Annotated in this window: 9 protein-coding genes and 2 pseudogenes; 8 read left to right on the top strand and 3 right to left on the bottom strand. The window is 62.4% G+C overall.

Annotated elements, in window-relative coordinates; genetic code table 11:
• Nucleotides 1-6 precede the first annotated feature (6 nt).
• A pseudogene (locus OKW40_RS35025) lies at nt 7-1,228 on the bottom strand (sensor histidine kinase).
• 111 nt (nt 1,229-1,339) lie between these two features.
• Between OKW40_RS35025 and OKW40_RS35030 the strand changes: the two are divergent.
• Nucleotides 1,340-1,804, top strand: coding sequence for a response regulator (locus OKW40_RS35030; RefSeq protein ID WP_429493619.1), 465 nt, complete (start codon nt 1,340-1,342; stop codon nt 1,802-1,804).
• Between the two features lie 37 nt (nt 1,805-1,841).
• On the opposite strand, the gene OKW40_RS35035 is transcribed toward OKW40_RS35030, so the two are convergent.
• Entirely contained in the window at nt 1,842-2,768 is a 927-nt protein-coding gene (locus tag OKW40_RS35035) for a LysR family transcriptional regulator (protein ID WP_429493621.1), read from the bottom strand.
• A 107-nt stretch (nt 2,769-2,875) separates the two neighbouring features.
• Between OKW40_RS35035 and OKW40_RS35040 the strand changes: the two genes are divergently transcribed.
• Nucleotides 2,876-3,751: an aldo/keto reductase family oxidoreductase gene (locus tag OKW40_RS35040; protein WP_429493623.1), complete on the top strand. Its 876-nt coding sequence runs from the start codon at nt 2,876-2,878 to the stop codon at nt 3,749-3,751.
• On the opposite strand, the pseudogene OKW40_RS35045 reads toward OKW40_RS35040, so the two are convergent.
• A pseudogene (locus tag OKW40_RS35045) lies at nt 3,752-4,162 on the bottom strand (LysR substrate-binding domain-containing protein); the annotation flags it as partial. It lies immediately after the preceding gene.
• Nucleotides 4,163-4,706: 544 nt separating this feature from the next.
• Here OKW40_RS35045 and OKW40_RS35050 point away from each other — a divergent pair.
• From OKW40_RS35050 to OKW40_RS35075, 6 genes are all read left to right on the top strand, one after another.
• A complete protein-coding gene (locus OKW40_RS35050; protein WP_429493625.1) occupies nt 4,707-5,540 on the top strand; it encodes a phytanoyl-CoA dioxygenase family protein in 834 nt (277 codons plus the stop codon).
• A 17-nt stretch (nt 5,541-5,557) separates the two neighbouring features.
• Nucleotides 5,558-5,971 (top strand): RidA family protein, encoded by a 414-nt coding sequence (locus tag OKW40_RS35055; protein ID WP_429493626.1) that lies wholly within the window; start codon nt 5,558-5,560, stop codon nt 5,969-5,971.
• Nucleotides 5,972-6,047: 76 nt separating this feature from the next.
• Nucleotides 6,048-7,412: a DUF1329 domain-containing protein gene (locus tag OKW40_RS35060; protein ID WP_429493627.1), complete on the top strand. Its 1,365-nt coding sequence runs from the start codon at nt 6,048-6,050 to the stop codon at nt 7,410-7,412.
• Nucleotides 7,413-7,487: 75 nt separating this feature from the next.
• On the top strand, nt 7,488-9,317 hold the full coding sequence (locus OKW40_RS35065) for a DUF1302 domain-containing protein (RefSeq protein ID WP_429493628.1): 1,830 nt from the start codon (nt 7,488-7,490) through the stop codon (nt 9,315-9,317).
• Between the two features lie 73 nt (nt 9,318-9,390).
• The gene (locus OKW40_RS35070) at nt 9,391-11,751 is read left to right on the top strand and encodes an efflux RND transporter permease subunit (protein WP_429493630.1); all 2,361 of its coding nucleotides are present in this window, start codon (nt 9,391-9,393) and stop codon (nt 11,749-11,751) included.
• Nucleotides 11,752-11,768: 17 nt separating this feature from the next.
• Nucleotides 11,769-12,734, top strand: coding sequence for a WD40/YVTN/BNR-like repeat-containing protein (locus OKW40_RS35075; RefSeq protein WP_429493631.1), 966 nt, complete (start codon nt 11,769-11,771; stop codon nt 12,732-12,734).
• The last annotated feature ends 40 nt before the right edge of the window (nt 12,735-12,774 follow it).

Here is a 12,774-nt window from a genome sequence, read left to right on the forward strand (position 1 = left end):
CACGCATCACATTGCGGCCAAGGTTCGACGCAGCGGAAACCGGATCTCGAACGTGGTCCCCACGCCCTCGCGCGACGCAAACTCGATCTGCCCATCGAGCACGCGGCATAGCTCCCTGACGATCGCGAGCCCGAGCCCCGTGCCCGGAATCTCGTCGCAGGCCGCGCGCTCGAACTCATCGAATACGCGCTCCGCGTCGGCGGGCGCAATGCCGACGCCGGTGTCGGAGACGCGAATCGCCCAGTGTTCGGCGCCATGCATCGCGAACCGGATTTCGACTTGCCCCGACTTCGTGTACTTGATCGCGTTGGTCAACAGATTGACCGCGATCTGCTTGAGCTTCAGCCGATTCGACGTGACGACCCGGCAGCGCCGCGTCGAACGCGCTGCGCAACGCAAGCCCTTTCGCCTCGATCGACGGTCGCGTCGACGCGACGAGTTCGTCGAAGAGTTCGCGCAAATCGACGTCTTCGAGCACGAGCGGCGCGGAGTCTCCGAGCACGACCGAGTACTCGACCATCTGGTCGACCAGTTGCTTCATGTCGGCAGCCTGACGGTTCGCGAGCGTCAACGCAGTATCCGCTTTCGACGGCGCTCGCTCGATCAGTTGCAGCGCGACCGAAAACGCGTTGAGGAAATTGCGCAGATCGTGCACGACGCTGCGCGTGATCTGCATCCGCGATGCATATAGATCGCCGACCAGCCGTTGCTCGAGCGTCAATTCGTGATTCGCGCGTTCGAGCCGTCCCGTGTATTCGTCGATCCTGCGATCGCGTTCGGCGACCGCTTCCTTGATCGACTCATACCTGACCACGCTGAATGCTTCGGCGATCAGGCGGCGCGCGCGGCTCTCGTGACGGCGCGTGCACGTCCGGTCGCGTTCGACGAACTCTTCGAGCGCTTCGAAGAGCACCTGCTGAAAGAGGTCCAGTTCGCGCACCAGCTCTTCGATCCGGTAGCCCTGCTGCCAACGGACCTTGCCGTGCTTCTTCGCGTCGCGTTCGATCGACGTTTCGACGCGCTCGAGATCTTCTGCATCGAGCCCCCGGCACAGCTCGTCGAGAATATCCGGCAGATGGTCGGCCAGTTGCCGATAAGTGAGCTTGTCCGCTTCGACGAGATCGGCGTCGGCGGAGACGGCATGCATCCATTGCCGCGTCAGGCCGCCCCGTTCGGCGCGGATGAAGTTGGCGAAGTTGCGCAGCGGGCTCACGCGTCTGTCGGTCATGATGGATACCGGAATGGAGTTTCTACAACATACAACGCGCGAACGGTTCGAACGCCTCTATTTGCGCGGGCACCGCAAACCTGTTTCGCTGCCGATCGGCCAGGCGACCCGATGCGCGCCGGCAACCCGCGTCATTATCCGCGCAATTGCCGTTCGTGGAACATCTCTTGCGGGACTCTGATCAGACGAGAAGGCAAATTTTGTCCGCAAAACATGATGTATTCGATATTGCTGGTCGACGACGAACCGGAAATTCTAGCCGCATGGCGGTTGATTCTGGAGAGCGAAGGGTATGAGGTGAGTTGCGCGAGCAACGGCGCCGAAGCACTCGCTTGTGTCGTCGCTCACGTTCCCGACCTGATTGTTACGGACTGGATGATGCCGGTCATGGACGGCGCGGAGTTATGCCGCCGTTTGAAATCGATGCCGTTATCCGTCAGCGTACCGATTCTGGTCCATACCGCGGTGCCGCCTTCGGACAGCGATGCGCATTACTGCAGCGCATGTCTGCTGAAGCCGATCGGCGCGGATCTCTTTCTGACCACGATCGCGCAGCTTTGCGCGCAACGGTGCTGATATGGCACGCGTCGCCGCGATCACCGTCGTGATGAAGTCAACGCCGTGCCACGTCATCGTCCGGCACGCCTGCTGAATCGTCCTTCAGGAAATCGACGAACGCGCGCAGCGGCGCGGGCACATGACGATGGCCCGGATAGTAAAGAAAAGGCCCTGAAAAGCGCTGCCACCACGGTTCGAGAATCGCTTCGAGCGCGCCGCTGTCCAGATGCGGGCGCAGCATGTCTTCGAACAGGTGAATGATGCCGAGGCCCGCGACCGCGCCGCTGACCGCGAGGTCGATCGCGGCGCCGGGCCGCACCAGCAGCGGTCCTGTCGGATTCAATTGCAGCAGTTCGCCGTCGCGCTCGAAGTACCAGGTCGGCAGCGCGCCGCTGGCGAATTGCCCGCGCAGGCAGGCATGCGCGAGCAATTCGCCGGGATGTTGCGGACGGCCGTGCGCGTCGAGATACGCGGGCGCCGCGGCGGTCGCGAAGCGCTGCACGCGCGCGCCGATCGGCACCGCGATCATGTCCTGCTCGAGGCGTTCATCGTAGCGAATGCCCGCATCGCACCCGATCGACAGCACATCGACGAAACCATCCTCGACCACCACTTCGACGCGAATATCCGGGTACTGCTTCAGAAAGCGCGCAAGCACGTCGGGCAGCACGATGCGCGCGACGCTCGACGGCACGTTGAGCTTCAATGTGCCGGTCGGCTTGTCGCGAAAGCCGTTCAGCACGTCGAGCGCCGCTTCCATTTCGCCGAACAGCGGCGTCAGCTTCTCGATCAGACGCAGCCCGGCTTCGGTCGGCGCGACGCTGCGCGTGGTGCGGTTCAGGAGCCGCAGCCCGAGTTTCGTTTCGAGGCGCCGCACCGCGACGCTCAGACTCGACGCCGACACGCCGCTCACGCGCGCCGCGTCGCGAAAGCCGCCGGCGCGGGCGACGGAAACGAAGGCGGCCAGATCATTCAGTTCCATGACGATTGATTGTGCAGAATTTTGAACAACCCGTACACGTTAGACCGCTTTATTCAACAACGCAATTCCGGCGATACTGCCGCTCATCACTTCACAAGGAGATCGTCATGCCGAACTTCAGCTCCATCGACACTTTCGCACTAGCCGGCCGCCCGGTGCGGCGCATGGGCTATGGCGCGATGCAGCTGGCCGGCCCCGGCGTGTTCGGGCCGCCGAAAGACCGCGACGCGGCGCTCGCGGTGCTGCGTGAGGCGGTCGCGTCGGGCGTCGACCACATCGATACCAGCGATTTTTACGGGCCGCACGTGACCAATCAGTTGATCCGCGAGGCGCTCCACCCGTATCCACGCGATCTGACGATCGTGACGAAGGTGGGCGCGGTGCGCGACGGCGCCGGCGCCTGGCTGCCGGCGCAGGAGCCCGCCGACCTCGAGCGCGCGGTGCATGACAATCTGCGCAACCTCGGGCTCGACGCGCTCGACGTGGTCAACATGCGCGTGATGGGCAACGTGCACGAGCCGAGCGAGGGCTCGATCGAAAAGCAGGTCGCGGCGCTTGCCGGGCTGCAGCAGCGCGGGCTCGTGCGTCATGTCGGCCTGAGCAACGTGACGGCCGCGCAGATTGCCGAGGCTCAGCGCATCACGAAGGTCGTGTGCGTGCAGAACCACTACAACCTCGTGCATCGCGACGACGATGCGTTGATCGATGCGCTCGCGGAGCAGGGCATCGCCTACGTGCCGTTTTTCCCGCTGGGCGGCTTCACGCCGATTCAATCGTCCGAGCTGTCGGAGCTTGCGCGCAAGCTCGAGGCAACGCCGATGCAGGTCGCGCTTGCCTGGCTATTGCATCGGGCACCTAACATTCTGCTGATTCCGGGCACGTCTTCGGTGACTCATCTGCGTGAAAACCTGCAATCGGCGCAGTTGAAGCTCAGCGACGAGGTGCTCGATCAACTGAATGCGATCGGCGCCGAAAAGGGCTGATTACACCGATGCCGCGATGAACTCCCGCAACCATTGATGCGCGGGATCGCGATGCACCCGCTCGTGCCATAGCATCGCCATCTCGTAGCCCGGCACCTCGACGGGCGGCTCGACCATCCGCAGCGCGTCCGTGCCGCGCACGAGACGCGCGGGCAGCATCCCCACGAGATCCGTGCTCGCGAGCACCGACTGCATGAACAGAAAGTGCGGCACCGACAGCACGACCTTGCGCGCGAGACCCGCCTTCGCGAGCGTCTCGTCGGTGACGCCGAAAAAGCCGCCGCCATCGGGCGACACGATCACGTGTTCGAGCTTGCAGAACTGCGCGAGGGTGGGCCGGCGCTTCAGCTTCGGATGACCCGCGCGGCCGACCAGCACGTAGCGCTCGGCAAACAGCACGCGACGGCGCAAGCCTTCGCTTTCAGCCAAGGCACGAACGTGTATGCGTCGTATGCGTTGCTGCCCATATAAATCCAATTGCTGAGAATGTTGGACATCACCATCTCCCACTCCTTCCGTCGCTAACGGGCGCCGCCCCGGTTTCGCGGCAAAAGCCGATCCCAGCCACGTTCTCACGCCTCTCGATGCCGCGGCACCGCTCTTGTGCCACGACTACCAAAGGTGCGGATATGCCAGACGGCCACAAATACTGTACACAAAGACTAAGACAGGTATGTTTACAAAATAAAGCAAGGAGGTTCGGACGGCCCGCTCATCGCTTTCGTCCTCGAAGGCGGGACCTCGGCGCCCGAGCTGCTTGCAGGAACAGGAGCCGCGTTCTGCTTCTAACCGTGGCTTGGCATCTTGTGCTCAACCTTGTGAAGGCAGGGAATTCCCTCTCTTTTTTCTTTTTTTAGGTTTTGTATCATGACCTAACTTTGGTAGTATTTTCTATGAAGGTGCCGCGGGAAGCGTTTTGAACCGGGCTGCCGATTGACGATTCAGGAGTTCAGACATGGATGAAGCCACGCGCGAGGCGTTCGCCGAGGACGGCGCCGTTCTGGTCAAAGGTCTTCTCAGCGAGCAGCAGTTGGCCCGGTGCCGGGAGGTCTTCGACTGGGGCATAGAGAACCCCGGGCCTATGGCTTGCAGCCTGTTCGAAGGCACGGTACACAAGACCCACAACGACAACGCCAATCCGTATGCGAAGGGGCGTCTGGACGAGCTGGTTGGCCAACTGCCGTTCGGCCGACTGTTCGCGGACCTGTGGGCCTCGGATCACGTCTGGTATTTCGCAGAGGAGCTGTTTTTTAAAAGTGGAGGCAGGAGCGGTCGCTCGCCGTGGCATCAGGACACGTCCTACCTGCCATGGGAGGGGATGCACCTCAGGAATGCGTGGATCAGCTTTGAGGGCGTCCCCAAACAGAATGCGCTTGAGATTGTGCGGGGATCCCATCGAGGTCCGCGTCACGATGGCACGACCTTTCAAAATGCTGAAGATCCGACTGATCCTCTCCATGGCGGCGATGTCTGGCCGCGCCTGCCGAATATCGAAGCTGAGCGCCGCGATAACCCGGCTGCTTACGACATCATTTCGTGGGCGACGGAGCCCGGCGACGTCCTGCTGCTGCATCCGGGCGTGCTGCACGGCGGCGGCGCGGTGGACAGCGCGTTTCCAGAGCGCCACACGCTCGTGCTGCGCTTCTTCGGCGACGACGCGGTTTTCAGTCCGCTGCCGCAACCGAGCGTCTCGGGCTTCACGTCGTCCGGTGTCTTGCTCATCGAAGAACTTGCCGCGTTGAAAGAAGGGGATCCGTTTCGCGCACCGTGTTTCCGTCAACTCGTCTGACCAAAGGGGCCACCATCATGACAATGTCCACTACGCGGCAATCGATCATCCCGCCGCCGTTCCAGGCGTTCTACGACGCTTACCATTTTTCACCCGCGACCCGCGTGCGGAACACGATCTGGGTCTCCGGCCAGGTCGGCATCGGCACGGATATGAAAGCCGGCGAGGGCATGCCGGCGCAGGCCCGCATCGCCTTCGAGTCCCTCAAAGCCGTGCTCGAGACGGCGGGCGCGAGCCTCTCCGACGTGGTGGAGCTGACCACCTTTCACACGGACTTACGCGGTGAAATGGAGGCCTTTTCGGCGGTCAAGGACGCGTACTTCCCGGCGCGCTATCCGTCGTGGACCGCGGTTGGCGTAACACAATTGGCGCTGCCAGAGTTGTGCATCGAGATTCGGGCTGTGGCCGTGGCAGGCTGCGGCGAGGACTGAGCGGTTCGGCCCCGATGTATAGGGTTTGATTCTAACGATGCGTACTACGAATGAAAATGGGATCGGAAGGAGAGTCATGATGAGAAAGCACACCATCGGAACCATGTCCGCCATCGCGGCTACTTTATTGCTCGTGGCCGGAGTGGCAGTTGCCGACGACCTCACGCCGTCAGGCGCCGAGCGCGCGGCCAGCAAGGACGGACTCGTGCCGGCGTTGGCCGGCAGGGAAGCCACGCCGGCCGGCTGGGAGTGGGGCAAGGTCCGCGGTGACTTCTGGAAGTACAGGAACGAAAAACCCCTGTACACGATCGATGCGTCGAACGTCGACAAATACGCCGAAAAGCTGTCACCGGGGGAGATTCAGCTCGTCAAGCAGTTGAAGGGCTACCGCATGGACGTCTATCCGTCCCACCGCGAATGCCAGCTGCCGGATTTCGCCGAGCAGAATTCGAAGGCAAATCTCACGACGGCGAAACTCGCTTCGGATGGCGAGACGCTGCAGGCAGCGGCGCTACCAGGCGTGGCGTTTCCGCAGCCGAAGAACGGCGCCGAGGCGATCCTCAACTATGAAACACGGTACCGCGGCGAGGGGGTCGAGTGGTCGCCGGTTGTCACGTCCATTTCACCGCGCCCGGGCGGCAGCGACTGGATCGACGCAATCGGTCCCCAGGTGTTCTATTTCCCGGGGGGCAAGGATGGCAGCAGCACGCCGCAGGATGTTGACCAACTCAGTCTCGGTGCCTACTTTTCCGTCGATTCGCCGGCAGCACTGGCCGGGCAGGCCTTCGTGCAGCGGCAGTACTTCGATAAGGATTCGGAAACGTATTACTACTTCCCCGGCCAACGCCGGGTGAGACGCATGCCGGCCTATACGCACGATGCGCCACTGATCGGCTTCGAGAATCAGTATCTGATCGACGAATCCAACATGTTGAACGGCTCAATCGACCGCTTCAACTGGAAGCTCGTAGGCAAGAAGGAAATGATCGTCCCGTATAACGATTTCGGCATGTACACCTTCAAGGACAAACTGCATGACGTCGCCACGCTCAATGGCATCTCGTCCGATCATCGCCGCTACGAGGTGCACCGCGTCTGGGTCGTGGAGGCGACGCTCAAGCCCACGGCGCGCCACGTTGCGTCGAAGAAGGTGTTCTACCTGGACGAGGATAGCTGGCTTGCGCTCGTGGGCGAGGACTATGACGCGCAGGGCAAGCTCTGGAAGGTGCGCGAGAGCTACCCGATCCCGGTGTGGGAACTGGGCGGCGCCTGCGATAACGAGCCGTTCGTGCAGTACGACGTCAACAACGGGCGCTACGTGTTCGACGCCTCGTCGATTGGCCAGGGTAAGGACATTCGCTGGTACCAGCAGGTCAACGACCCGCGTTTCAAGACGGACTTCTTCACGGCTGAATCCTTGCGATCGGTGAGCGAGCGCTGAAGTTCGGCGAAGGACCAGGGACCGGCGTGCATCGGTGACGTGCGCCGGGATCGAGGGTGACGGCAGGGGAGATCCATGAAAACGAAGATCATCGGAAGATATATTGCGGCGTCGCTGGCCATGTTCGGTACGGCTGCGACAAGTGCGTACGGTTATGAGTTCACGACGGGTCTGGGTGATCTCACGGGTTCATGGGTGACCAACCTCACGGGGGGCGCGGGCATCCGCACAAAAACCCCGAGCTGCTCGCTTACCGGCGACCCGAACTCGTTCGGTTGCGGCGCGGCAGCCAACACCAATCAATGGGGCGTGGGTGACGACGGTAATCTGAACTACCGCAAGGGTCAGCCCTTCAGCACCTACATCAGCGCGACGAGCGAACTGCTCTTCAAGATGCCAAGCGAGGGCCTAAAGTTCATGATCCGTGGCACGGGTATGTACGACTTCCTCGCCGGCGACACGAACCGCACGCCGCTGTCGAGCACCGCTGCGGCGCAGGTCGTCTACAACGTGCAACTGCTCGACCTGTGGGGCGAGAAGGATTTCACGATCAACGGGCAGAACGCGCACGTGCGCCTCGGCAACCAGGTGGTCAACTGGGGCGAGAGCATGTTCGCGCAGGGCGGTATCAACGCCACCAACTCGCTCGACGTGCAGAAGCTGCTGATTCCCGGCTCTCAGCTGAAGCAGGCGCTGCTGCCCGCGCCGATGATCAGCTTTGCAGCGGACCTTTCTCATGGCTTTAGTACTGAGGATTACTACCAGTTTTCGTGGAACGGCAACCGCTATCCGCCGGTGGGCTCGTTCTGGTCGGTATCGAACAGCCTGGGCCGGGGAACCAACCCGTATACGGTGAGCACCAGTAATCTGAACGTGGCCGGCCCCAGCGCCGGCACCATCGCGGGGGCCAGCAGCGGCAACCAGAACGTGCTCGACGCCATCAATAACGGCCTCGTCAGCGGTGCGTTTGCGGGGCCTCCCTTTAACGTTGTCGGCCTGCCCGTCAACTGGCAGGCGCCATCGAAGTACCATCCGCAGTTCGGCATGAAGTTCAACTATTCGCCGCGCTCCTTCGATGCGAACTTTGCTGTCTATTACGAGAACTACACCGACAAGTCGCCGGTGCTTTCGTCTCTGGCCAATGGGACGTTGGACTGGTCGTATCTGCAGAACCGTCAGCTCTTTGGCGCCAGCGCGAACTTCGGGATCGGCAACTGGGCGATCGGCACCGAGCTCTCGTACCGGCCGCACGATGCCGTCGCACTGTCGAGCTGCTATGGCGCAGGTGGCCCACTGGACCTGAACACCAACGGCGTGGCCGGCGTGAATTGCCAGCAATGGGCCGACATGAAGAAGCTCCAGTACGACATCAACGGGCTGCTGGCGCTCACGCGCAGCGAGTATCCGTTCCTCAAGCTGCTCGGTGCGGATGAAGCGACGCTGACCTGGGAGCTCACATGGATCTACTACCCTGGCCTGAGCCAGCGCGGCGTCACGCGCTCGGTGGATGGCCAGACGGTCACGCAGGTGCCTCAGGCGGGCTACCTGCCCTGGCTGAACAACGGATCCAGCCTGGGCTACCCGATCGGCATGGCGCAGGGCACGTCGAGCTCCGTGGGCGCAACCATCGATTTCAACTGGACCTACGATGGCACGCTGATTCATGGCTGGCAGGTGACGCCGGGCGTGACGTTCGCCGACGGACTCTACGGCTATACGCCGACGCTTACCGCGAACTACCTGCAGGGCTCGAAGTCGCTGAACCTCTACGTGCTGTTCAACCAGAACCCGACGGTCTGGCAGGCGGGCATCAATTACACGCTGTTCTGGGGTGGGCACAACACCGTAGGCAATCCCTACGCAGACCGCAACTTCGTCGGCATGTTCGTCACCCGGAACTTCTGATGGCCGAAGCGCCGGTGTGGGGTCCGATTCCGCTTGTCGCCGGAGCTGCCGAAATATTTGAAGGGAAAATGCCGTGTTAAATCGTCTGGTAAAAACGCTGGAAAGGGTGTTCTTCGGTCACCGCATGGCGGTGCTGGTGAGCATTGGCCTGTTCACCGTGGTCATGGCATTTTTTGCCGTGCAGTTGCGGATGAATGCGGGCTTCGAGAAGCAGATGCCGATCGGCCACGAATACATTCAGACTTTCCAGAAGTACCGCTCCGACCTGCTCGGCGCGAACCGGATCACCGTGGTCGTGCGTGCACGCAGGGGCTCGATCTGGACGAAAGAAGGGCTTACGCGACTGTACAAGGTGACCCAGGCGGTGACGTACCTGCCGAACGTGGACCGCATTGGCGTGCAGTCGCTGTGGACGCCGAACGCCTACGTGAACGAGATCACCGACGAGGGCTTCCGCGCGGAGCCAATCATCTCCGGCACGATCACGCCCGACCAGCTCACGCCCGACGTTGTCGCGAAGGTGCGCCGTGCGACGACACTCGGCGGCTATATCGGCACGCTCGTTTCGCACAACGAAGACAGCGCCATGATTACGGCCGAGCTCAACGAGCGGGACCGCACTGGCAAGGTGCTCGATTACGTGGCGTTCAACCACCTGCTCGAAGCCCAGATCCGCAAACCGTTTGAAGATGCGGGCTATGAAATCCAGATCATTGGCTTCGCGAAGCAGATCGGCGATATCGCCGATGGCGCGACCGCCGTGCTCGGCTTCTGCGGCATCGCGTTGCTGCTCACGGCGCTTGCGGTCTACTGGTACTGCCATTCGGTGCGCTTCACGGTGCTGCTGATTTCATGCTCGCTGACATCGCTCGTCTGGCAGTTCGGCACGCTGAAGCTGTTGGGCTTTGGACTGGACCCGCTCGCGGTGCTGGTGCCATTCCTGGTCTTTGCGATTGGCGTCTCGCACGGCGTACAGCAGGTCAATTTCATCGTGCGGGAGATTGCGCACGGCAACAGCTCGTTCGATGCGGCGCGGCACAGCTTCAGTGGTTTGCTGATTCCGGGCGTACTGGCACTCGTCACCGCATTCGTATCGTTCATCACGCTGCTGCTGATTCCGATACCGATGGTGCGGGAACTGGCGATCACGGCGTCGCTCGGCGTCGCATACAAGATCGTGACGAATCTGATCCTGCTGCCGGTGGCGGCGTCATGCTTCAACTTCGCGAAGAGCTACGCGGACAGCGCGCTCGAGCGCAGCGAGCGGCGCTCGGCGTGGCTGCGCGGGCTCGCGCGCATCGCCCAGCCGCGTTATGCAGGCGTGACCGTTGCATTGACGCTGGTGGTGTTCGCACTTGCCGCGTGGCAAAGCCGCGACCGTGTGATCGGCACACTGCAGCCGGGCGCGCCAGAACTGCGTGCGGATGCGCGTTTCAACCGCGATGCCACGTCGATCGCTTCGAGCTACGACATCGGCCTCGACTGGCTCACTGTCGCGATCGAGTCGGCGCAAAAGGGCTGCGATAACCCGGCAGTCGGCCTGTACGAGGACGACCTCACGAGCGCGATGCGCACCGAGCCAGGCGTGGTGTCGGTCGAGTCCTACTCGGCGATGCTGCGCCGCTACAACCAGGGCTACAACGAGGACTACCCGAAGATGAATGTCGTGCCGATCGACCCTGGGAACTACGGCGCGGTCTCGGTGGATGTGGGCCGGGTGAAGGGCTTCATGAAGGCGGATTGCAGCATGACGGCCGTGCACCTGTTTCTCACCGACCACAAGGCCAAGACGATCAGCCGGATCCTGGACGACGTGAAGACGTATCGCGCTACGCATCCGTTCCCGGGCATCACTGTGCGTCTCGCGGCGGGCAATGCGGGCGTACTCGCCGCGACCAACGAGGAAGTGGCAGCGAGCGAACTGCCCATGATGCTCTACGTGTATGCAGCGATCCTGATACTGGTGTTCCTCGCCTACCGCGACTGGCGCGCGATGCTCGCGTGCTGCCTGCCGCTCTCGGTGGCGACCTTCATCGGCTACTGGTTCATGAAGGAACTGCAGATCGGGCTCACGGTGGCGACGCTGCCCGTCATGGTGCTGGCGGTGGGTATTGGCGTGGATTACGCGTTCTATATCTACAACCGGCTGCAGGTGCATCTGGCGGGCGGGCAGAACATCGTGAAGGCTGTGCAGCACGCAATGCTGGAAGTGGGTGTGGCGACGATCTTTACGGCTATCACGCTGGCCATTGGCGTGGCGACGTGGAGCTTCTCGGCGCTGAAGTTCCAGGCCGACATGGGCAAGCTGCTGGCGTTCATGTTCCTGGTGAACCTGCTGATGGCGATGACGGCACTGCCGGCGCTGGCCTCTGTGCTGGAACGGTGGTTCCCGAGGCGCAAACCGGCGCGTGCGCCTGGACTCTTCAGCCATTGAACAGGGGAGACGCAGTCATGATCAAGATGCTTGTTGCTTGTGCCGCGCTGTGCGCGAGTGCGGCAGTCTGGGCTCTGCCGCCGGGAGCCATTGCGGAGTGGGCGGCGATGCCCGCACACGCGTGGGCGGCCCCGTCCCACATGATGCTGCTGGACGCCACGCGTGCGGGTAAGCGCATCGTGGCGGTGGGCGAGCACGGCGTCATCGTTATATCGGATGACGAAGGAAAGACGTGGCGCCAGGCGAAAGGAGTGGCTGTTTCGGCGACGCTCTCGGCAGTCACCTTTACCGACGCGCAGCACGGCTGGGCGGTCGGCCAGTGGGGCGTGATTCTCGCAACGGGCGACGGCGGCGAGACCTGGCAGAAGCAGCGGATGGACCTCTCGGTGGACCAGCCGCTCTTCTCAGTGCTGTTCACGAGCCAGAGAGATGGCGTGGCCGTAGGCCTGTGGTCGCTGATGCTCGCCACGCACGACGGCGGCAAGACGTGGACGAAGGTGACTGTGCCGAAGCCGCCGGGTGGCACGAGGGCGGACCGCAACCTGTACCACATTTTTGCCGACAGCAAGGGCGCGCTCTATATCGATTCGGAACAGGGGATGGTGCTGAAGTCCACGGATGGTGGCGCGAACTGGAGCTATCAGGCAACGGGCGGCAAGGGCACGCTGTGGACGGGCGTGGCGCTGCCCGACGGGCGGATCGTGGTGGGCGGGCTGCTGGGCAGCCAGTACCAGAGCAGCGACGGCGGGGCGACGTGGGCGGCGCTGAACGCGGGCACGAAGAGTTCGATCACCGATCTCGTAGCGACTCGAAACGGACTGATGGGCGTCGGGCTCGATGGCCTTGTGTTCCGGCAACGCGAGGGCAGCACGTCGTTCGAGGTTCATCAGCGCGACGATCGCGCAACGCTCACCGCCGCATTGATTGATGGCGCCGGCAAACCGGTGTTGTTTTCGCAGGAGGGGGTGCTGACGATCCATTGAGAAGCGCCAGTCGCTATCTTATTAAGAGTTCTCCTTAAGA

It is taken from the genome of Paraburkholderia sp. RAU6.4a (assembly GCF_050435625.1).
GTDB classification, from domain to species: Bacteria; Pseudomonadota; Gammaproteobacteria; order Burkholderiales; family Burkholderiaceae; genus Paraburkholderia; species Paraburkholderia tuberum.